This window comes from Paenibacillus sp. MABNR03, from assembly GCF_050455445.1.
Lineage (GTDB): Bacteria > Bacillota > Bacilli > Paenibacillales > Paenibacillaceae > Paenibacillus > Paenibacillus xylanilyticus.
In genome coordinates this window covers 641,103-664,039 of the sequence record NZ_JBCIYR010000004.1, presented here as the reverse complement: position 1 = coordinate 664,039, position 22,937 = coordinate 641,103, and the positions used below count along the sequence as shown (strand labels likewise).

Here is a 22,937-nt window from a genome sequence, read left to right as displayed (position 1 = left end):
CAATCTCTCCATTCACGCTCTATTCATATGACTGAAATAGTATATCCGAAAAGCTGCGGTCATTAATCAGTCCAAGGACCGATTGCGCTGGACCAAAACTTCCGATTGTGAATGGATTTGCAAGGAAGAGTTGTATTCCACTGTACCAATCCGGCAGCCTGGGCCAATTTTTATTTTATCCCCCCGGACGACCTCGGCTACCGTGTTCTCCAATTCTATTTCGTCACCTTCAATCAGGTTTGCCATGAGAATGGATTGGTTACCAGTAAACAAACCTTCAAGCAGTTTTCCCCGGCCACTCTTCACCGAGATGATCGAACCACCTATTTCCCTGACCTCGGATGGACCCATGACTTTAATGGTCATTTGCTCTGCGCTGAGCATACCCGCAATCGTAAAACGACCATTCAGCTTGAAATTTTCTGCCTGACAATCACCTGATAGATGAATCTCACCTACTACTTTCATTTTTTCAGCTTTTGCATGCAGGCCAGATACAGGGTTTCCACCCTCACTTTCATAGCCGGCAGCTCGCTCTGTCAGGGTAAGGGTACCCGTAATTTTAATATCTGTTGATTCAAGCGACCCGTAAATGACCGATGTCCCCGTACATTTGAATTGATCACAAAACAGATTGTCATTAAATGTGGAATCCCCCACGACCTTGATCTTGCCGTACGCGCCACCAGCGGAGCTACCCTCACCGATAATGCTGATGTCGTTTTTCTTATCCAATGGACTACCAAAATGGCTATTCACGTCGGTCACATCCCTTTCTCACCCTATCAAGTCTATATTCGCTGACTGCTGCCCACCTTCGCATCCTGATCCACTTCAAGTTCACCCGAATATTCGACCAGCCTGATATTACAACCACGACCGATATGCACCTTGCTGCCGCGAACAATATCCGCCTGAGTATCTTCCAGCACAATTTCATCTCCTTCGATCAAGGATGTCTTAAATGAGGGTGTTCCGCCCAGACCAATGCTTTTCCAAAAACCGCTTTGTTCCCTGCGGCGAATATCAATGCGTTCCCCGCCAATCTCTTTGGCCGAAGAAGAAGTATGAAGCCTGATTTCTACCGTTCCTGCATTCAAAAAGCCACTGATTCTAATATTGCCCTGTACGTTCAGGGACTCACATTGAACATCGCCTTCAATATCGATCATGCCGCCGATATCGATTCGTTCCCCATCCACCCGTCCACGTACGGTACACTTCCCGTTAACTTCGAGTTCTGGGCTACTGAGGTTTCCGTTAATGGTTGACATGCCATCCACACGAACACGGGAGCTGCTCAAGGGGCCGTTCAGCGTACACATGCCGTTAATCGTTGCACTTTCTGCGCTTAAAGCTCCTTGCATCTTCAATGTGCCATTCACATTCAGGGAGGTACAATCCAGGTTACCGTTTACCTTGGCCATGCCATCAATGGATACCCGGTGAAAATTCCCGCCTGCCGTTTGGCTCATACCTGCTACGTTCAGATCATTGCGCAAATTCCGTTCCTCCATCTATGATCCTCTCCTTATCCCAATTTGAGTTTTAACTCTTCCATATACGTCCCCATCGACTGCCTGAGAACCACCTTCACACCGTTGTCAAAATAAAGCTCCGTTCCTGCCGTTACCAGCATGAATGTCGGCACACCCATCTTGCGAATAAGCAACAGTTCACTTGCTCTGCTCGCGAAACGGTAGTAATGCTCAGACATGACATCAATCAGCAAGGAGCCCTCCTGGCGGGTGATATCCCCGCTCATTAGCAGCTTTTCAAGTACATAAAGCATCATGATTTGCTCCAATGCGTACACGGGCTGTTCCCGTCCCGCCTCTCTAACTAGTTCAAGCGAAGACAATGAAACAATGTCTCGGTCTATTAATTGCTGAGCCGACATTTCCACTTCACCCAATGTAGGCGAAAATACGTCTGCCAGCTCATCCAGAGACAATCCATCCTTCATGTTGAGGATCTTGTCAATTCGCGTCAGGATCTGCTGTTTTGGAAAAAAGGTTTCCTGCCCTGTGTACGAAGACTTCCGAATAAACCATTCTTCCGGAATGAGGTTTTTCCGCTTCCAGCGGTATAACTGGCCGTAGGAAATACCGGTAAGGTCCAGCAAGGCTTTCTTGGAGATCAAGTCTTCTGTCATATATGGTCCCCCTTTACGTTGAAAACAGTGTAACATAACATTGTTACGTTGTGAAGTATGGGATGAATTTCGGGCTTTTATTCCGATCCATTCCAAAATAAATCCCTGTGTAGCAGCAACCTGAATTATGGATCCTTTAGTTTTCCTCCAATGGATGTTGTTATTGCAATGAACGGGTTTTGGGTATAACCTGTGTGATAGACACTAAGGAACCATTGCAGGTTCATAACCTTTCATTTCAGACCGGGTATGAACGTTTTTGCGAATGGAATTATGAAAGGGGTTACTTTTGAGATATGGCACTGATTAAATGTGATTTTTATTCCGACGCGCTTGGACTCAGCACGAGCATGCATGTTATTCTGCCACAACAGACCCATACTCAGATCGGAATGGACAACGTCTCGGGTAAGGGACTGCATCCTACGCTGTATTTGCTGCATGGTTTATCCGATGATGATTCCATCTGGCTGCGCCGGACCTCCATTGAACGATATGTAGCCAACCTCGGAATTGCTGTTGTCATGCCTCAGGTGCACCGCAGCTTCTATACGGATATGGCTGAGGGCGGACGTTACTGGACATTCATCAGTGAAGAGCTGCCTGCGCTGGCGCGTTCCTTCTTCCCGCTGTCTCCCAAACGCGAAGACAACTATGTTGCCGGCTTGTCCATGGGTGGTTATGGGGCTTTCAAATTGGCTCTGCGCAAACCGGAACAATATGCCGCAGTAGCAAGTTTGTCGGGGGCGCTCGATATAGCTGCACATATGGACAGAAACGCATCATCAGCGCTGCAGCAGGCCGAGCTGCAGCGAATTTTCGGACCACAGGTAGCAGGCACTGAGAACGATCTGATTCACTTGTTAAAAGAAAGTCAAGGTCAACGGCCTCTGCTCTACCAATGTTGCGGGACGGAAGATTTCCTCTATGAGGATAATCAGTCCTTCCGCCAGGCTTGCGCAAAGACCGATTTCCAGCTGACGTATGAAGAGGAACCGGGTGGCCATGACTGGGCCTATTGGGATACGAAGATTCAGAACGTATTGAATTGGTTGCCTCTGCCTGAACGGAAATAAAGATGAACGCCTTATAAATTAGCTATGACTTATTTCGAATTGAGTAATGGATAAGTTCAATTTCAATTTGATGAAGAAACAGCAAAAAAGCAGACCACAGAGGAAGTCCTCTCTGGTCTGCTTTTGCATTGTATCGCATTGTCTCATATAGTAGCCGTGGCATTAGCCACGGTTTGTTATCCACTGCTCCGTAATCTCCAGCACCTTTTCACTGCGTCCGATGGCTTCAGCCACTTGACCGGAAGCTGTGCCGCCATATACATTACGCGCGTTCACAACCGCTTCCGGCTGCAGCACGTCATAGATGCGCTCATCGAACAGCGGAGAGAACTGACGGAACTCATCGATCGTCAGATCCAGCAAATACTTGCCGTTCTGGATACAGTACAGCACCGTTTTACCGATCACTTCATGCGCCTGACGGAAAGGCAAACCTTCGCCTACAAGGAAATCGGCAATATCCGTAGCATTGGAGAAGTCCTGGTTCACCGCTTGACGCATCCGATCCTTGTTTACTTTCATCGTCGCGATCATCGGAGCGAACAACTGCAATGCACCTTCCAGCGTAGCCACCGTATCGAACATGCCTTCCTTGTCTTCTTGCATGTCTTTGTTGTAGGCCAGTGGCAGAGACTTCAGTACAGTCAGCAAACCGATCAGGTTGCCATATACACGTCCGGTTTTACCACGAACCAGCTCAGGAACGTCCGGGTTTTTCTTCTGCGGCATAATGCTGCTGCCTGTGCAGAACGCATCGTCCAATTCAACGAAACCAAACTCCGTACTGCTCCACAGCACCAGCTCTTCACTCAGACGGGACAAGTGAGTCATGATCAGGGAAGCTGCTGCCAGAAATTCAACGATGAAGTCACGGTCACTAACCGCATCCAGACTGTTTTCGTATACGCCGTCGAAGCCGAGCTGCTCTGCCACGAAATGACGGTCAATCGGGAACGTGGTGCCCGCGAGTGCGCCTGCACCCAACGGAAGAACGTTAATGCGTTTGTAGCTGTCCATCAGACGCTCAGCATCCCGTTGGAACATGGAGACATACGCCATCAGGTGATGGGCGAACAGAATGGGTTGTGCACGCTGAAGATGGGTATACCCTGGTACAATCGTATCAAGGTTGTCTTTTGCCTGTCCGATCAAAGCTTCCTGCAGCGCATGCAGCATGCCTACAAAGCCAACCACACGCTCACGCAGGTACAAGTGCATGTCCGTTGCCACCTGGTCATTCCGGCTGCGGCCTGTATGTAATTTGCCGCCGACAGGGCCAATCGTTTCAATCAGGTTCTTCTCGATGTTCATGTGGATGTCTTCATCCGAAACGGAGAATTCCACTTCGCCCGCACGGATTTTGTGCAGTACCGTAATCAGGCCTTCCTTGATCGTCTCCACATCTTCTGCAGGCAGAATGCCGCATTTGCCCAGCATCGTTACATGGGCGAGACTGCCCTGAATGTCTTCCTCTGCCAAAGCCTTGTCAAAGTTGATTGACGCCGTATATTCCTCAACCAGATGATTGGTTTGTTTCGTAAAACGTCCTCCCCACAGCTTGCTCACGGTGAGTTCTCCCCTTTCGCTCATGGACAAAGCCGCCCCTGCCCGATGTGCAAGAACGGCCTGCCCTGTAAAGTGATATTGGTCATGATATGACGCTATTTTAAAGTATTATTTCTTGTTTTGTTCAACGCCGGAATTAACTTTCAGACGCAGGGCATTCAGGCGGATAAAGCCAGTTGCATCCCCTTGATCATACGCTTGCGTTGGGTCAGCTTCCATGGTAGCAATGTCCGGGTTGTAAAGGCTGACAGGGCTTTTCACGCCTGCGCCAATGATGTTGCCTTTGTACAGTTTCACACGTACGGTACCTGTTACGTTTTTCTGGCTTTCGCTCACCAGCGCTTGTAGTGCCAGACGTTCCGGTGCGAACCAGAAGCCGTTGTAAACGAGTGTGCTGTAACGCGTAATAAGGCTATCACGCAGGTTCATGACTTCACGGTCCATCGTGATGGACTCCATTTTACGATGTGCCGTAAACAGGATCGTTCCACCTGGTGTCTCGTATACCCCGCGGCTCTTCATGCCAACAAAACGGTTCTCGACCATGTCGACACGGCCAATGCCGTGTTTACCACCCAGCTCGTTCAGCTGCTCCATCACTTGAAGCGGGCTCAAACGCTCGCCATTCAGTGCTACGCAGTTACCTTGTTCGAATTCCAGTTCAACATATTCCGCTTGATCCGGTGCATCTTCCGGTGCATTGCTCAGCAGGAACATGTCTTTGTTCTCGTCCGTACTTGGATCGAACCAAGGATCTTCGAGCACGCCGCTCTCATAGCTGATATGCAGCAGGTTACGGTCAGTCGAGTACGGTTTGGCTGCCGATGCAGTTACCGGAATACCATGTTTCTCCGCGTATGCAATCATCTCTGCACGTCCCGGGAACTGGTTACGGAATTCTTCCAAACGCCAAGGCGCAATCACTTGAATGTCCGGTGTCAGTGCAGCTGCGTTCAATTCGAAACGAACTTGGTCGTTTCCTTTACCCGTAGCGCCGTGAGCAATCGCAGTAGCGCCTTCTGCACGAGCGATATCAACCATGCGTTTAGCGATCAATGGACGAGCGATACTTGTACCGAGCAGGTATTGTCCTTCATACAGAGCTCCCGCTTGGAACATCGGGTAGATGAAATCTTTCGCGAACTCATCGCGCAGATCGTCGATGTACACTTTGGAAGCGCCCGTAGCGAGTGCTTTTTCTTCCAAGCCGTCCAGCTCATCCTTTTGTCCGATATCCGCAGTAAATGCGATAATGTCTGCATCATAAGTTTCTTTCAACCATTTCAAAATTACAGATGTGTCCAACCCGCCGGAATACGCGAGTACGATTTTTTCCTTAGCCATGTTCGTTGGTCCTCCCCAGTTTCAATTGCCAATAAGTTAAACAAGCTATCCATCCACTTAAAACTACGAGCCAGAAAACCTTCCGATCGCTGTTATTCCCGTATCCATCGTTCCCCTTTTATATAAGTAACCTTTTAGAATGTTACACTTCAACACTCCGATTGCAGTACCATCTTCCGATCGCTCTTATCCCCAGATTTTCTTGATTCCCCTCTAAAGGGGAAAAATCCGGGGATAAAGGCGAGATTATGCTTACGAAGTAGCTTTCTTTCAGAAAGCTTTTAGCTCCGCTTCTTCAGATTGGTTCTGCACTCTCCGTTATCGTGTTTTATTCAGGTTCAACATATATAAACTCGAAAGACGTCCAAGGATAGATACGCACGGTTCACTTCTTCAGGTCTTTTCTGTCTCTCCGTTTTTGCGAATGCTCCAATTTATCTTATTTTAGATTATAAATAGATGAATCTATCATCGCTAACCCTGCGCCTAAAATCAACTTATTTAGGCAAACAGCGGCTATTCGCTCATTAACGCAGCCATCAAGGCCTTTTGTGCATGCAGCCTGTTCTCCGCCTGATCAAAGATCAGGGAGTTTGGTCCATCGATCACACCCGCGCTTACTTCTTCTCCACGGTGTGCCGGGAGGCAATGCAGGAACATGTAATCCGGCTTAGCGCCCTTCATCAGTTCCTCATCTACCTGATAAGCAGCAAATGCCTGCTCACGAATCTTCTGTTCCTCTTCAAAGCCCATGCTTGCCCATACATCGGTATAGACAATATCTGCATCCTTCACAGCTTCCTGCGCACTGTACGTTACAGTCACCTCAGAACCGCTTTCCTTCGCAATGCTGCGTGCCTGCTCTACCACGGCGCTGTCCGGCTCATAGCCTTCTGGCGTTGCTACAGCAACGTGCATGCCCATCTTCGCTGCACCCAGCATAAGAGAGTGTGCCATGTTGTTCCCGTCTCCGACATAAGCCATTTTCAGGCCAGCCAGCTTGCCTTTGTGCTCCAATACCGTTTGGAAGTCTGCCAGCACCTGACACGGATGAGCAGCATCGCTAAGACCGTTAATCACCGGGATATCGGCATGCTCCGCCAATTCAGTCACATTATGGTGCCCAAAGGTACGGATCATGATGCCATCCAGGTAGCGGGACAATACTTTGGCCGTATCATGAGTCGTTTCCCCGCGTCCAAGCTGGATATCGTTCTTGCTTAGGAAGAGCGCGTGCCCACCCAGCTGGAACATGCCCACTTCAAAGGATACACGCGTGCGTGTGGATGATTTTTCGAAAATCAGTCCGATCGTTTTGCCCTTCAGCGGCTGGTAAGGTACGCCACTTTTTTGCTTTCCTTTGATCTCAATCGCCAAGTCCAGCAAGTAGCGGATCTCTTCGGCTGTGTAGTCCGTAAACTCAATAAAATCGCGGCCTCTAAGATCGACCTTCCGGATTTTCTCCGTTTGTTGTGCTGTCATGTGAATGTAGTCCTCCTTATTTCCGGTTCCCTGCACCCGCTCGGGCAGAAGAGAGCAGCGGGAGCGCATGCTCACCAGGCTATTCTTCCGTTGGTTCTCCGCGCGGCTGCAGGGATTCATTATCTTGTTCCGCCCCGGGGCCATGAAAGGCCCCAAGAGCAGCATGTTTTTTATTTGTCAGAACGTATTAGGCCTTCTTAGCTGCTACGTGCTCTTCAATCAGCGCCGCCACCAGGGATACAGCCTCGTCGATCTCTTCCTTGCTCACATACAGATTCGGAAGCAGACGAATAACATTCGGCCCTGCGTTAACGAACAAGATGCCACGTTTCTGTCCAGCCAGTACGATGTCACCCACCGGTTCTGCACATTCGATTCCGACCAGGAGTCCCAATCCACGAACTTCCTTCACAAACGAATTGCCTGCCAAACGGTTCCGCAGGGAGCTCATCAGATAATCACCCATCTCAGCAGCGCGCTCAGGCAGGCGATCTTCCAGCATCGTTTCAATCGTGGCAATCACCACGGAAGAAGCAAGCGGCGTACCCCCGAATGTCGTTGCATGGCTGCCTGGCGTAAATGCATCCCGCAGGAAACCTTTACCCAGCATCGCTCCTACCGGGAAGCCACTGCCGATCCCTTTGGCTACCGTGAAAACGTCTGGCTCGATGCCATAGTGTTCATGGGCAAACAGTTTACCTGTACGTCCCATTCCGGTCTGTACTTCGTCCACGATCAACAAGAGGCCATGCTCGTCACACAATTTCCGTACATGCTTAACGAATTCCGGTTTGACCGGATATACACCGCCCTCGGCCTGAACCATTTCCAGCATGATTGCAGCTGTATTGGGACCGATTGCCGCTTCCAGCGCTGCTGTATCATGCAAGGGAACCGTCACGAATCCGGCTGGGAGTGGCAAAAATCCTTCTTTTACCTTAGCCTGCCCTGTCGCTGTCAGCGTAGCAAGTGTCCGTCCATGGAAGGACTGGGCAAACGTAATCACTTCATAACGGTCTGTCCCCTTCACCTTCTGGTGATAACGGCGGGCTACCTTAATGGCTGCCTCATTGGCTTCCGCGCCACTGTTGCAGAAGAACACGGCATCAGCGCACGTATTGGCTGTCAGCAAAGCGGCTGCTTTCTCCTGACCCGGAATCTGGAACAGGTTGGAGACATGCCACAGCTCATCAATCTGAGCTTTCAGCTTGGCTCCGACTTTCTCCGGTGCATGGCCTAGGCTCGTCACAGCGAGTCCGCACATGAAGTCGAGATAACGGTTGCCCTGATCATCCCACAACCAGCTGCCTTTACCCTTGACCAGACTGATTGGATATCGTGCATACGTTTGGAAAAGAGAGCTCTCCGTCTGTGCCGCTGCACCCGTTGCTGCTGCCCCCGCTACTGCTGTGCCAGAACCTGGCTGTTCAATGCCTTTTGCCATCACCTTTCACGCTCCTGTTCCTTTTTGTAAGTACACTGGTACTCCTATATAAGCAATCCTACTTAACACGAGGCCACTCCGATTGCAGTACCATCTTCCGATCGCTGTTATCCCCAGATTTTTTGACTCCCTTTTTCAAAGGTTAAAATCCGGGGATAAACGCGAACGCTTGCGCTTCTACAGATTGGTTCTGCACTCTCCGTTTCCGTGTAACGCTCAAATCTACTTATATATAACTCCGTACAGAATATTAATTTGTCTGGTATTAGAATCCACTTTTTATTGCATGCGGATAATTCGGGTTCCGATTGTTTCGCCATTCAGGACGCGGCTCAGGATCTGTGGTTCGCTGCCGTCTACGATGATCACTTCGCGTACTTTACCATGAATACACGCAATGGCTGCGCGTACTTTTGGGATCATGCCGCCGTAGATTTCGCCGGTCTGGATCATGTCCTCGATCTCCTGAACGGAGACGGATGGCAACACTTTTTTCTGGCCGTTCACGGTTTTCATGATTCCAGGCACATCGGTCACGACAATCATCCGACTCACGCCGAGATGGGAAGCTACCGCTCCTGCGGCTGTATCTGCGTTGATGTTATACCGTTGTCCGGAAGCATCCACGCCTACCGGAGCGATTACAGGCATATATCCCATATTCACAATGCCTTGAATAATTTCCGCTTGGACACCCGTTACATCGCCAACCCAGCCGATCTCTGCATGATTAGCTGCAGGCTTGGCCTTGATCAGGCCACCGTCCACACCGGACAAGCCCAGCGCACGTCCACCAACACTTTGGATCAAACGGACGATCTGTTTGTTGATGCTTCCAGCCAGTACCATCTCCACAACATCCAGCACGGGTTCCGTCGTTTTGCGCAATCCATTCACAAACTCGGTTTCGATGCCCAGTTTCGCCAGATTGTCCGATATTGCCGGGCCTCCACCATGCACGATGACTGGCTGAGTTCCCTGGGACTGCAGGTCACGCAAATCCGCAAAAAAGGATTCAGGCAATGCCGCAAGCGTGCTGCCTCCGCATTTCATTACAAACGTCTGCTTCTCCGCACCTTTTTCCACTCCGGCACTCTCATTCTGCAATGTTGAATTCATGAGGAGCACTCCTTTCGTATTTTTATTCTATATAAAATCAAACCTTTTACATTTGCCACTCCGATTGCAGCACCATCTTCCGATCGCTGTTATCCCCAGATTTTTTGATCCCTTTTTAAAGGGTAAAATCCGGGGATAAACGCGAACGCTTCGCTTCTACAGATTGGTCCTGCCCTCTCCGTTACATGTAAAATTACAATATTTAACATTGAATAAAACAAGATAGTTCATTAAGTGCGGTATGCCGCGTTGATTCGTACATAGTCATACGTCAGGTCACAGCCCCAGGCTGTAGCCGTTCCTTCGCCGTGGTGCAGATCCACCACAATGCGAACAGTATCCGTCTGCAGATACGCCAGAGCTGCTTCTTCGTCAAATGCCACCGGACGGGACTGCGCAAGTACGGAGATGTCTCCCAGTCGAATATCAACGGTGTCCGGATTCAATGGCTGTCCTGCACGCCCTACAGCTGCAATGATCCGTCCCCAGTTCGCGTCAGCGCCAAACATCGCTGATTTTACCAGGCTGGAGCCGATAACCGTTTTGGCAATCGCCTGCGCCGATTCATCACTCACCCCACCCGTAACGTGCACCTCGACCAGCTTGGTTGCCCCTTCACCATCACGTGCAATTGCTTTGGCCAGCACTTCGCACACATAGGTGAATCCTGCTGCAAAAGCTTCCCAGTCCGGATGCTCCACGGTCAGTTCTTCATTCCCCGCCAATCCACTGGACATCGCCACGAGCATGTCGTTCGTGCTGGTATCTCCATCCACGGTAATCATGTTAAATGTATGGTTGGTCGCCTGACGCAGCAGGCGCTGCAACGCCTCTGCCCCAATGACCGCATCACTCGTCATAAATGCGAGCATGGTTGCCATATTGGGATGAATCATGCCTGATCCCTTGGCTGCACCAGCAATAGTGACCGTCTTGCCGTTTACAACGACAGATACGCAGGCTTCCTTTTTCACCAAATCGGTCGTCAGGATCGCCTGGGAAAATTGCTCCGCTTCATTTGCATCCTGGCCCAAACTTGCCGGTAATGCGCTGATGCCCGAGTGTACTGCATCCATTTTCAATAACTCACCGATCACACCTGTCGATGCCACAGCAACGTCCTCTTCAGCCACCCCAAGTTCACGTGCAGCGGCCGAACGCATGGCATATGCATCTTTTTCGCCCTGCTGGCCGGTACAGGCATTTGCGTTACCGCTGTTTACGACGACTGCCTGAAGGCGTCCATTGCTCAAGCTCTCGCGAGTGACTTTCAATGGCGCTGCCTGAAATACGTTCGTCGTATATACGGCTGCTGCCGCAGCTGGTACTTCACAACGGATTGCTCCGATATCGTTGCGTGATGTTTTTTTCAACCCACAATGAAGTCCGCCAGCCGCGAACCCGCGCGGGGTTACAATCGTTCCGTTTTTCACTACGGTGTAAGCCTGTTGCTTCACATTTGTTCCCATATGTTATCCCCCGTGTGCGTTCGGCTGCATGCCGATTGACCGCCTGCTTATCCTGAATCCGATGATCCCCGCAATGGTTCCGGACTCGCGTCTGCACGCTCCTCCGATCGCCATTCCTTACGGATATACCGGCGTCATGTTCAGCCCGAGGTTCTCCTCCCATCCCATCATCAGGTTCATATTTTGAATCGCTTGCCCGGAAGCACCCTTCACCAGGTTGTCGATGACTGAAATAATGGTTAAACGTCCTGTTCTGGGATCAACCGCAAATCCGATATCACAATAGTTCGATCCTTGCACTTCTTTGGTAGAAGGCCAAATTCCCGGTTCACGTACTCTCACAAAAGGCCGATTCTCATAATACTTACGATACAGATCCACCAAGTCACGATCACTATGATCCCCTACAAGACTTGCATACATCGTACTCATGATCCCACGTGTCATTGGCACAAGGTGTGTAGTGAACGTCACCGTTACCGGACTGCCGGTAATATTGCCGAGTACTTGCTCAATCTCAGGTATATGCTGATGTTTGTTGAGTTTATAGGCTTTGAAGTTCTCGTTCATCTCTGCATAATGATTCGTCAGACTGGTTCCCCGACCTGCACCCGATACGCCAGATTTGGCATCAATAATAATGGTGGATGGATCAATCCATCCCGCTTCTACCGCAGGAACAAGTCCGAGAAGCGTAGCTGTCGGGTAACAGCCTGGATTGGAAATAAAGTTTTTGCCCTTCACTTCATCTCCGTATACCTCAGCCATGCCATACACCGCTTGTTCCAGCAGCTCACTCGGTGGAGCCGGGTGTTTATACCACTCTTCATACACCGTTCCATCCTTCAGTCTGAAGTCACCAGACAGGTCAATCACCTTAAGTCCTGCTTCGAGCAGGCTGGGAACAAGCTTGGCGCTTACTCCGGATGGGGTAGCTGTGAATACCAAATCTGCACGCTCTGCAATCTCCGCTGGAACTACGCCATCCAGTGGCCTGTGAATCACATCCGTCAAATGCGGGAATCCATCTGCGATGGACTCGCCGCTGCTGGATGAAGAGATCACCGAAGTGATTTCAACCTGCGGATGGTTCTGAAAAAAACGAATCAGCTCCACCCCGCCATAGCCGGTGGAACCGACAATTGCCACTTTTAATTTGTTACTCACTCTCGCTCCCCCAATCCTGTTGTATGCGCTGCTTATACGATGCTCATGCCTTCAAACGGCCTTCACACGGTAATTCCGTCGCTTCTATGCATATTTGTGTATTATTATACGACTCTAGTTATATAAATACAACACTCTACCATCAATTTCACATGGATTCTTGGCAATTCCGAACATATCTTTTCCAATATCTGCGGACGAACCCGAATACTTCTGCTAAAATACGTTTTATAGGAAACATTACATACCAAGGTCTTATTCATAACAATTCTACACGAGGAAGGGTTTATGAATGGGTTCACGATGGTCATTATGAGACATGGGGGACTACAGTGCATATCGAATCCATTTTACTTATGGTACTCCTGGGCCTGAATATCATCTTCGCTGCGGCAGTCGTGTTCTTCGAACGCAAGGATGCCAGCGCATCCTGGGCTTGGCTGCTCGTCTTGAACTTTATTCCTGTGCTTGGGTTCGTACTTTATCTACTAACAGGTCAGAATCTAACCCGCTACCGGCTGTTCCAATGGAAAGAGAGAAAGAAACTCGGTTTGGAAGAACGCATAGCGGCCCAGTTGGAACAGCTGCATGACAATCGAACACCATTCCGCAACCAAGCGACCGAAAGCAGTCAGGACATGATCTACATGAACCTGAAGCAGAACGGCGCTCTCCTGACGGAAGATAATGCGGTAGAGATCATCACGGATGGAACGGACAAATTCCAGCGGTTACTTGATGATATCGAAGCAGCACAGGATCATGTTCACGTGCAATACTACATTTACCGAGGCGACCGACTGGGTAAAAAAATTCGGGACGCCCTGATCCGCAAAGCGCGGGAAGGCATCAAAGTTCGTCTGCTCTACGACGCGCTTGGATCGCGGCGGGTATCGAAACGCTTTTTCAAAGAATTGCGCGAAGCAGGCGGTTTGGTTGAAATCTTTTTCCCATCCAAATTCAGTCTGATTAACCTGCGCATGAACTACCGCAACCACCGTAAGATCGTCATCATTGATGGTAATCTGGGTTATACTGGCGGCTTTAACGTGGGTGATGAGTATCTCGGTTTGAATTCCAAGTTCGGTTATTGGCGCGATACCCATCTGCGTATTCAGGGAAATGCGGTTCATGCTCTCCAAACCCGTTTTCTGCTGGACTGGAATGAAGCTTCCAAGCAGCATGATACCCCTTATGTCCCTGAGCATTTCCCGCATATTGAGGGTACAGGTACGACGGCGATGCAGATTGTCTCCAGCGGACCGGATGCAGAGACGGAACACATCAAGAACAGTTATCTGAAGATGATTAATGGAGCCAAACATTCCATCATGATTCAGACGCCTTACTTTATCCCGGATGCTAGTGTATTCGAAGCCATACGTCTCGCGTGCCTGTCAGGTATAGATGTGCGTATCATGATTCCAAATAAACCGGATCACGCCTTCGTATACTGGGCTACGCTGTCTTACATTGGTGAGTTGTTAAAAGTCGGCGCGAAAGTATTTATATACGATAATGGCTTTATTCATGCCAAAACGCTTATCATTGACAGCATGGTTGCATCGGTGGGTACTGCCAATATTGATTACCGCAGCTTCCGCCTGAATTTTGAGGTGAATGCCTTTATGTATGATGAGGAAATTGCCACGGCATTGGTCAATACGTTCGAGCATGACCTTAAGGTTTCCCGAGAGATGACGCAGGAGGAATACAACAAGCGCAGCCTGAAGATTCGTTTCAAAGAAGCGATCTCCCGCTTGCTGTCTCCGATTTTGTAATAGGGAAACTCCAAATAGTTGCAACTTCAAAAGAAAAAGCAGGGACATCCTCCGCCAGATTTGGCTGGAATAGATATCCCTGCTTTTTTAATTATAGATGGCCCTTAGGAAAAACGTGATTAGACCTCTTCTCGTTTAAAACCTTCGCCGAGCACTTCGTGCGCATTACTGATAATGACAAAAGCACCCGGGTCCACGGACCGGATCAGTGCTTTCAGTCTGGGCACTTCATTTTGCCCAACAACCACCATCAATACGGTACGCTGGTCGTCCGTGTAGCCACCCTTTGCCTCCAGCTTCGTTAATCCACGATCCAGATCCGCAAGAATGACTTTGGTGATCGGCTCCGTCTTGTTGGAGATAATGTATGCAACCTTGGAGTAGCCAAGTCCCATCTCTACGGCATCGATCACTTTCCCGGTAACGTACAATCCAATCAGTGCATAAAGTGACTGTTCCAATGACAATACAAAAGCAGCCATAATAATAACGGTAGCATCCATAATCACGACGCAAAGCGAGTAGCTCAGTCCACTGTATTTCTGTACGATTCTGGCGAGAATACTCATCCCCCCGGTTGAACCTCTTCCCCGGTATACAATCCCAATCCCCAGACCCACGCCTATACCTCCATACAGGGATCCGAGCAATGGATTCGTCGTTGGAATAGCCCAGTCTTTCGTCAGATAAACAAACAGGGGCAGCACAATACTGCCTAGCACTGAACGGATGCCATACTGTTTACCGATGAGTAGAAAGCCTGCGATAAGAAGCGGAATGTTAATGGCCCACTGCGTATATGCGGGTTCTAGCCCCAGCCACTCTTTTCCAAGAATAGACAGCCCGGATACCCCGCCTGAAGCAATCTGATTAGGTAATAAAAATAAGTTAAAGGCGACCGCGATCAGAAACGAACCCAGAATAATGGAGACGGTATCCACTACGTTTCTCCAAGGCCCGTTCAGGGGGATGAGGGAGGTTACCCTCTTTTTGCGGTTAGGAATTAAATGCTGTTGCTGCTGCATGTCGTCGTGCTCTCCTTTTATGTGACTGATAAGTTGCTGATTTCTCTACCCTATTTGGGCTCAAAAAAAAGCCCCTGTATACACCAGCATACGCCTACACGTATCCGGTCCATACAGGAACTTTGATTACTCGGTCTCTACTTTAATCTGGCTGCGCAAATAACCGTCGATGAATGCATCGAGGTCGCCGTCCATCACTGCACCTGTATTTCCTGTCTCTACGCTCGTACGGTGATCCTTTACCATACTATAGGGATGGAATACATAGGAGCGAATCTGGCTTCCCCATGAAATATCCGACTGATCGCCTCGGATTTCATCCAGCTGTTGTTTTTGCTCTTCAATTTTACGCTCATATAATTTGGAACGTAGCATCGTCATCGCACGCTCACGGTTCTTGATCTGTGAACGTTCATTCTGACACGTTACCACGACCCCTGTTGGGATGTGTGTAATCCGCACCGCAGAGTCGGTGGTATTGATATGCTGTCCACCCGCACCACTCGCACGATACGTGTCAATCTTGAGATCCTCTGTCCGAATGTCTACTTCAACCGTGTCATCGATCTCTGGAACAACATCACAGGATACGAAGGACGTATGTCTACGGCCCGAAGAGTCAAAAGGAGAGATCCGCACCAATCGATGAACACCCTTCTCCGCTTTCAGGTAACCGTAAGCATTATGTCCCTTGATGGATAGCGTGACACTCTTGATCCCTGCTTCATCACCAGGCAGATAATCCAGAACCTCCACCTTGAAGCCTCGCTTCTCGGCCCAGCGGGTGTACATCCGCAGAAGCATCTGTCCCCAGTCCTGTGACTCGGTACCGCCTGCACCCGGGTGAAGCTCGAGAATGGCGTTCATTTTATCGTACGGCTGGTTTAGAAGGAGCTGAAGTTCAAATTCCTCAAGCTTGCTTACAATCGCTGTGACGCTGCTGCCAACCTCGGCTGCCAGATCTTCGTCGCCTTCTTCATCAGCCAGTTCAACCATCATCAGGGCATCGTCATAATCTTGCTGCAGCTTCGCGTATTGATCAACAGATCCCTTAACCGCGTTCATCTCGGCAATGACCGATTGTGCTTTCTCATTATCGTCCCAGAAATCCGGAGCGGACATCTTCTCTTCAAAGTTCTCAATCATTTCCTGCTTGAGATCTAAGTCAAAGAGACCCCCTAAGGTTTGTTAGTTTCTTGCCTATTTCACGCAGGTCCTGCTTCACGCTTGGATCAATCATGTGCAATTCCTCTTTTCATTAAGATAAGCTCCCCGCAAACCGGGCACTTCGCCAGATCGAGTGTCAGATGCTTAACCTCGGCGCCTGAGATTACTGTTACAACAGCAGTTCTCTTCACCTTGATCATGGTCACATAGTATAACTATGCACCAATCGCCAGTTATGCATCCTTCAGTTGATCATTTGAAATGCCCGGCTGCAAGGAGCCGTTCATGTATTCTATATGAGTTAACCTAGCAACTGTTACACCATAACCCTCCGATTGCAGTAGCATTTTCCGATCGCTGTTATCCCCAGATTTATTTGATTCCCTTTTATATAAGGGATAAATCCGGTGATAGCATATGCTTCCGATGCAGCTTTCTTTCAGAAAGCTTTTAGGCGAACGCTTCGCTTCTCCAGATTGCTTCTGCAATCTCCGATATGGTGTAAGAGAATATCGTTTAACTATTCTTGGCCGTGGCAGTGTTTAAACTTTTTGCCGCTGCCACATGGACAAGGGTCATTGCGGCCGATTTGGTCGGACACTTTTACCGGACGCTTCTCAGCAGGTTCACCACTCGTTGAGATTTGACTCTCTTCCACTACGGCCTGACGCTCCTGATTGCTCTCGATTTGGGCTCTCATCACATAAGTTGCCACTTCTTCCTGGATCGAAGCAATCATCTGATGGAACATTTCGAAGCCTTCAAATTGGTACTCACGCAGTGGATCTGTACCGCCGTATGCACGAAGGTGGATACCTTGACGCAGTTGATCCATCGCATCAATGTGGTCCATCCATTTGCTGTCGACTGCACGAAGCACAACAACTTTCTCAAACTCACGAACCATCTCTTCACCGATACGCTCTTCACGTGCATTGTACTTTTTCTGCACTTTATCAAACAGGTATTCGATGATTTCTTCGGCTTCCTTGCCCCACAGCTCATCTTTGGTGATCGCACCGTCATCCAGCAATTTGCTGTTCATGTAATCTGCCACTTCCTGCAGTTCCCAGTTCTCTGGAATATCATCACTGCAGTGTGCTTCTACAATGCGTTCAATGGAAGGTTTGATCATATCCATAACGATCTGTTTGATATTTTCGGATTCAAGCACCTCGCGGCGCTGTTTATAAATAATTTCACGTTGTTGGTTCATGACATCGTCATATTGAAGAACGACTTTACGTACGTCAAAGTTATTTCCTTCAACACGCTTCTGCGCCGACTCAACTGCACGGGTAATCATCCGGCTCTCAATCGGTTGGTCCTCTTCAAAGCCAAGACGCTCCATCATGTTCAGTACATTGTCTGCACCGAAACGTCTCATCAGCTCATCACCAAGTGACAGATAGAACTGTGTTGAACCCGGGTCACCCTGACGTCCTGCACGTCCACGCAGCTGGTTATCAATCCGGCGTGATTCGTGACGCTCTGTACCAATGATATGAAGACCGCCCACTTCGGCTACGCCTTCACCCAAGATAATATCCGTACCCCGTCCAGCCATGTTGGTTGCGATCGTTACCGCACCTGCTTGACCGGCACCTGAGATAATTTCTGCTTCTTCCGCATGGTACTTGGCATTCAGCACCTGGTGTTTGACACCACGGCGTTTCAGCATGTCGGAAAGACGCTCGGAGTTCTCGATCGACACCGTACCCACCAGAACCGGTTGGTTTTTGCTGTGACGCTCCACGATCTCCTCAACTACTGCTTTAAACTTGCCATCAATACTCTTATATACAACATCCGCCATATCATCCCGTTTGTTCGGACGGTTGGTTGGAATTTGCAATACTTCAAGACCGTAGATTTTCTTAAACTCTTCTTCCTCGGTTTTCGCTGTACCTGTCATTCCCGCAAGCTTGCGGTACATCCGGAAATAGTTCTGGAATGTAATCGTAGCCAGCGTCATGCTCTCGTTCTGTACCTCGATGCCTTCCTTCGCTTCAATCGCCTGGTGCAAACCATCGCTGTAACGACGTCCAGCCATCAGACGGCCCGTAAATTCATCGACGATCATGACTTCTTCTTCGCTGACTACGTAGTCGACGTCACGACGCATAATTACGTTTGCTTTTAGCGCCTGTACGATGTGATGGTTAAGGGTAACATTGGCGTGATCATACAGGTTTTCAATGCCAAATGCTTTTTCTGCCTTAGCCACACCGCCTTCAGTCAAGGCAACGGATTTCACTTTGATATCTACTGTAAAATCTTCTTCCGGTGTCAGACGTTTCACGAAACGGTCTGCTGCATAATACATATCCGTCGACTTCTGTGCTTGTCCCGAAATGATCAAAGGCGTACGCGCCTCATCGACCAGGATGGAATCCACTTCGTCAATGATACAGAAGAACAATGGACGTTGTACCATTTGCTCTTTGTACAGCACCATGTTGTCACGCAGATAGTCAAATCCGAATTCATTATTCGTTCCGTACGTAATATCGCAAGCATATGCATGCTGTTTCAGCGCATGGTCCATACCGCTTAGGTTAACCCCAACCGTCATGCCCAGGAATTCGTAAATTTGTCCCATTTCCTGGCTGTCACGCTGTGCCAAATAGTCATTGACCGTAACGACGTGTACCCCTTTGGACATCAACGCATTCAGGTAGACCGGGAGGGTTCCCACCAGGGTTTTACCTTCACCTGTTTTCATCTCGGAGATGCGACCCTCATGCAAAGCAATACCACCAAGCATCTGTACGTCATAATGACGTTTGCCCAGAACACGGCGGGATGCTTCACGTACCGTTGCGAATGCTTCTGGCAGAAGCTCGTCCGTCGTTTCCCCATTTTCGATACGGGCACGGAATTCCTCGGTTTTGGCTTTCAGTTGCTCATCAGACAAAGCCTGAAATTGTGGTTCCAGTTTATTGATCACATCGACCGTCTTCATCAGACGTTTAACATCACGTTCGTTCATGTCGCCGAAGATCTTTTTGACAAGTCCTAGCATGGTATACCCCTTTCGTGCAAAACAGAATAGACCCCCTGCTGCCGCCATGCGACACCATCGGATGGATGTACATCCACTTGCCCGGGGGTGACAAACGATATAAAACATTAATATGGATGAATCAACTCCAGGCTTGCCCAGGGTTACTCATGAAGCTGATTCGATATTCACAGGATTCACTCCTCGTATATAAGGGCAAATCCAAACCTTACGAATCATGTTCATGGTGCTGTGCCTGTCATTGATTATGATTACGATCATTCGTTGACAATTCCTCATCAGGACAATGATTCTCTTGCATAAATTGTAACAGTTTGTAAGGGTCGCCGCAACACGCCGCGGCACACTTCTTTGAACTTCTGAAGCCCCTTCGTACACGTTTAAGTGCAAAAAATCATAGCCGTTAGCGGAAGCCTTCTCTTTCACTGCTATATTTTCAGATCATATGGTTAGAATAAGAAAATGTTAGTGGTAAATTTGGAACCAACTCTCAGCTTATCGAATCTATTCATGAGCCTTCACGAATTACGCTGTAGGCGTGTAAATATTTATCCCTTTCGTGAAAAGTCATACGATTTCTTACTATTTATTAGACGCAGCTGTATGGGAAATAGTTTCATCAACTTGCTTCCATAATTATTTTCCAGCTTTTATTTATGCAGAAAAGAGCCCCACCCTGTAAGGATGGAAGCTCTTGTTTAGTTTAATCGTTTAATTCATTCAGGAAACGAAGTGTCCTGTCGTTATTGTAATCGTAAGTACTCATTTTCAATTTGAGGGTTTAGAGTTCCATCTTTCAAGGCGATTAACCTTGCTCGATCAAACCATATTTCCCATCGTTCCGTTTGTACACAACACTGACTTCTTCATTCTCAATATTGGAAAATACGAAGAAATTGTGGCCGACCATGTTCATTTGGAGGATTGCCTCTTCCACGTCCATCGGTTTCAACATAAAGCGTTTCGTCCGTACCACTTCAAAATCATCTTCTTCGGTATCCACATCCAGTTCAGCAGTGGCTACTGTACCTGTCGGATCTTCAACGAAGAGCGTTTTCAAGCTGCCTTCCTGGCGGAACTTCCGGTTTACTTTTGTTTTGTGTTTACGGATCTGACGTTCCAACTTGTCCACCACAGCGTCAATGGAAGCGTACATATCGTCGCTCTCATCTTCAGCGCGGAGCACAATGCCTTTCAAAGGAATCGTCACTTCTACCGTATGCAAGCCTCTCGTCGTGCTCAATGTAACAGCACCGTCAGAGTTAAGGGGTGCATCGAAATACTTCTCGAGTCTACTCAACTTTTTGTCGACATAATCTTTCAAAGCATCGGTAACCTCGATTTGTTGACCTCGAATACTTAAATTCATAGGGCACTCCTCCTTTTCCTTTGCCACTTCATTATAACACGAATGTAAGCGCCATGTAAAAACTCCCGGTGACCGAATCATGACATCTGTTCAAGCCACATCAGCCCACCTACGCGTAACGCCATATTTCGCGATATTTCACCATAATTAGGCGAAATCCTGTATTTACATGATGTTGATATAGGGCGCTTGAAAAAGTAATTAACCGTTTTCTTCTTTCCTCAATCTATTATGTAATATCTTAAAATGACTCTATTAGAAAAACAAAAAAAGACCCCGGAAAACCGGAGTCTATTGCTAGCGATAATTCAATTGGTAACCATCTAACCATATATGTAGGTCGGATTGTCCGGATGATTATAATTTGATTACGTTAGCGGCTTGAGGTCCACGTGCGCCTTCGACGATGTCGAATTCTACGGATTGACCTTCTTCCAAAGTTTTGAAGCCTTCGGATTGAATTGCGGAGAAGTGTACGAATACGTCGCCGCCATCTTCAGTCTCGATGAAACCGTAACCTTTTTCTGCGTTGAACCATTTTACTTTACCTTGCATGCACTAACATTCCCTTCGTCATCAAATGAAGTGAAGCTCTGGCCAAGGCCGTAGCCCACAATTCAGACTATACCATCCAGACTTATCCATTGTCAATTGGTAAAGAAAATGTTTTATTGGAAAATAATGTTTTGATATGGAAAGGAGACTTGATCTAACACCAATATTTTATAATAGAATAAGGGATATCATCCAGTATATATACTTTCTATACTCAAAATAGGAATGTTTGATTTATATTCCACTGAATAGAGATCCGTTTCTGTTGCAATTTTCATTTCTTTAAAACTGATCTCATCTTTACTGGGGAACCTTAACTCTTTATTTTGTATACAAAAATCAAATAATCTTAGGAAGTCTGCACCTAAACCATGACCTAAAGAATTGAAAATTTGTCTATCAATGTTCTTCTCGTTAACTTCATGTAAAAAGAAATTATGGATCTTCTCTTAAAAACTTTTCTTATCAGATAAAGCTATCAATGAATCCTCTATGCCATGAAATGCATGAATTTCACTATTATTAATAAAGTTCCCATATAAGTAATTAAGATCTATCAATTGTTTGTCTTTCACAACATTTTTGGCTATATAATCAAATTCGATCATTTCACCATTTTTACAAAAGATCGCCTAATTCTATCCATATACTTAGGATATAACCAAGCGGAATTGTCAATTACAAGTGTTAGCAATTACGGAGATAATACGTTCAATAAATAAGCTAAATAAGCACCATGAGAGTGACCATAAGCTATAACTTTACCAGCATTAAAGTTCAAATTGTTATCCTTTAGGATCTGTTCAACTATCCCGATTGCTGTTAAATTATCCAGAGCCTGCATTATCCCCATATCATTAAAGTTGTAGAGGCTTTCCGGTAGAGGGCTATGCTGCATAAATTCTAGTCCAAAGTAGTCACATTGAATAGAAACTAAATTATATTCATCTGCAAAAACGGATCTCATTTTTTTATATACCTTGGAGTTTGAATGTCCCCCAATCCAGATATAAGTAGGATAATTCCAGTTTCTTGGTTCACACCTGCATCGGGTTCTGAAAAATAAATCTTTAAGCTTCTTGGAGAATTATTATTATAAATATTAGGATGACCGTGAATGGTTAGATCATACTCTTTAGACATAATAATTACCTACCCTTCAATAATAGAATAGAAATTAAAGAATTAAATCA

Annotated in this window: 19 protein-coding genes; 2 read left to right on the top strand and 17 right to left on the bottom strand. The window is 47.7% G+C overall.

Features of this window, described 5'->3' with window-relative positions; all coding sequences use genetic code 11:
• Positions 1 to 66 precede the first annotated feature (66 nt).
• From AAIH57_RS22625 to AAIH57_RS22615, 3 genes are read right to left on the bottom strand one after another with little or no spacing between them, the layout of a single operon-like run.
• A complete protein-coding gene (locus tag AAIH57_RS22625) occupies positions 67 to 759 on the bottom strand; it encodes a hypothetical protein (protein WP_430023068.1) in 693 nt (230 codons plus the stop codon).
• A gap of 32 nt (positions 760 to 791) precedes the next feature.
• The gene (locus AAIH57_RS22620; RefSeq protein WP_430023067.1) at positions 792 to 1,517 is read right to left on the bottom strand and encodes a polymer-forming cytoskeletal protein; all 726 of its coding nucleotides are present in this window, start codon (positions 1,515 to 1,517) and stop codon (positions 792 to 794) included.
• 14 nt (positions 1,518 to 1,531) lie between these two features.
• Positions 1,532 to 2,155: a YhbD family protein gene (locus tag AAIH57_RS22615; RefSeq protein ID WP_430023066.1), complete on the bottom strand. Its 624-nt coding sequence runs from the start codon at positions 2,153 to 2,155 to the stop codon at positions 1,532 to 1,534.
• 296 nt (positions 2,156 to 2,451) lie between these two features.
• Here AAIH57_RS22615 and AAIH57_RS22610 point away from each other — a divergent pair, with 296 nt between their 5' ends.
• Positions 2,452 to 3,231, top strand: a complete 780-nt coding sequence (locus tag AAIH57_RS22610; RefSeq protein WP_430023065.1) for an alpha/beta hydrolase — start codon at positions 2,452 to 2,454, stop codon at positions 3,229 to 3,231.
• Positions 3,232 to 3,393: 162 nt separating this feature from the next.
• Here the strand turns inward: AAIH57_RS22610 and argH are convergent, their stop codons facing one another.
• The 7 genes from argH to argC all read right to left on the bottom strand — a co-directional run bounded on the left by argH (position 3,394) and on the right by argC (position 12,822).
• Entirely contained in the window at positions 3,394 to 4,797 is a 1,404-nt protein-coding gene (gene argH / locus AAIH57_RS22605; protein WP_175394751.1) for an argininosuccinate lyase, read from the bottom strand.
• A gap of 108 nt (positions 4,798 to 4,905) precedes the next feature.
• A complete protein-coding gene (locus AAIH57_RS22600; protein ID WP_430023064.1) occupies positions 4,906 to 6,141 on the bottom strand; it encodes an argininosuccinate synthase in 1,236 nt (411 codons plus the stop codon).
• 516 nt (positions 6,142 to 6,657) lie between these two features.
• Positions 6,658 to 7,623, bottom strand: a complete 966-nt coding sequence (gene argF, locus AAIH57_RS22595) for an ornithine carbamoyltransferase (RefSeq protein WP_430023063.1) — start codon at positions 7,621 to 7,623, stop codon at positions 6,658 to 6,660.
• Positions 7,624 to 7,810: 187 nt separating this feature from the next.
• A complete protein-coding gene (locus AAIH57_RS22590) occupies positions 7,811 to 9,067 on the bottom strand; it encodes an aspartate aminotransferase family protein (protein WP_430023062.1) in 1,257 nt (418 codons plus the stop codon).
• A gap of 279 nt (positions 9,068 to 9,346) precedes the next feature.
• Positions 9,347 to 10,186, bottom strand: coding sequence for an acetylglutamate kinase (argB, locus tag AAIH57_RS22585; protein ID WP_175394708.1), 840 nt, complete (start codon positions 10,184 to 10,186; stop codon positions 9,347 to 9,349).
• A 230-nt stretch (positions 10,187 to 10,416) separates the two neighbouring features.
• Positions 10,417 to 11,655, bottom strand: coding sequence for a bifunctional glutamate N-acetyltransferase/amino-acid acetyltransferase ArgJ (gene argJ / locus AAIH57_RS22580; RefSeq protein ID WP_430023061.1), 1,239 nt, complete (start codon positions 11,653 to 11,655; stop codon positions 10,417 to 10,419).
• 117 nt (positions 11,656 to 11,772) lie between these two features.
• Entirely contained in the window at positions 11,773 to 12,822 is a 1,050-nt protein-coding gene (gene argC / locus AAIH57_RS22575; RefSeq protein WP_430023060.1) for an N-acetyl-gamma-glutamyl-phosphate reductase, read from the bottom strand.
• Positions 12,823 to 13,154: 332 nt separating this feature from the next.
• On the opposite strand from argC, the gene cls reads away from it, so the two are divergent.
• Positions 13,155 to 14,603, top strand: coding sequence for a cardiolipin synthase (cls, locus tag AAIH57_RS22570; protein WP_430023059.1), 1,449 nt, complete (start codon positions 13,155 to 13,157; stop codon positions 14,601 to 14,603).
• A gap of 119 nt (positions 14,604 to 14,722) precedes the next feature.
• On the opposite strand, the gene AAIH57_RS22565 is transcribed toward cls, so the two are convergent.
• From AAIH57_RS22565 to AAIH57_RS22535, 7 genes are all read right to left on the bottom strand, one after another.
• Positions 14,723 to 15,628 (bottom strand): YitT family protein, encoded by a 906-nt coding sequence (locus tag AAIH57_RS22565; protein ID WP_175394704.1) that lies wholly within the window; start codon positions 15,626 to 15,628, stop codon positions 14,723 to 14,725.
• 126 nt (positions 15,629 to 15,754) lie between these two features.
• A protein-coding gene (gene prfB / locus AAIH57_RS22560) for a peptide chain release factor 2 (protein WP_337033151.1) occupies positions 15,755 to 16,868 on the bottom strand; the annotation gives its coding sequence in 2 pieces (ribosomal slippage) (positions 15,755 to 16,795 and positions 16,797 to 16,868; 1,113 coding nt in all).
• Positions 16,869 to 17,315: 447 nt separating this feature from the next.
• On the bottom strand, positions 17,316 to 19,820 hold the full coding sequence (gene secA / locus AAIH57_RS22555) for a preprotein translocase subunit SecA (protein WP_430023058.1): 2,505 nt from the start codon (positions 19,818 to 19,820) through the stop codon (positions 17,316 to 17,318).
• A gap of 805 nt (positions 19,821 to 20,625) precedes the next feature.
• Positions 20,626 to 21,189, bottom strand: coding sequence for a ribosome hibernation-promoting factor, HPF/YfiA family (hpf, locus tag AAIH57_RS22550; protein WP_430023057.1), 564 nt, complete (start codon positions 21,187 to 21,189; stop codon positions 20,626 to 20,628).
• Positions 21,190 to 21,546: 357 nt separating this feature from the next.
• Complete coding sequence (locus AAIH57_RS22545) at positions 21,547 to 21,744, bottom strand: cold shock domain-containing protein (RefSeq protein ID WP_024631599.1); 198 nt, start codon at positions 21,742 to 21,744, stop codon at positions 21,547 to 21,549.
• Positions 21,745 to 22,438: 694 nt separating this feature from the next.
• Positions 22,439 to 22,711 (bottom strand): hypothetical protein, encoded by a 273-nt coding sequence (locus tag AAIH57_RS22540; RefSeq protein ID WP_430023056.1) that lies wholly within the window; start codon positions 22,709 to 22,711, stop codon positions 22,439 to 22,441.
• Complete coding sequence (locus tag AAIH57_RS22535) at positions 22,708 to 22,887, bottom strand: hypothetical protein (RefSeq protein ID WP_430023055.1); 180 nt, start codon at positions 22,885 to 22,887, stop codon at positions 22,708 to 22,710. Before AAIH57_RS22535 ends, AAIH57_RS22540 begins: the two co-directional genes overlap by 4 nt.
• Between the last annotated feature and the right edge of the window lie 50 nt (positions 22,888 to 22,937).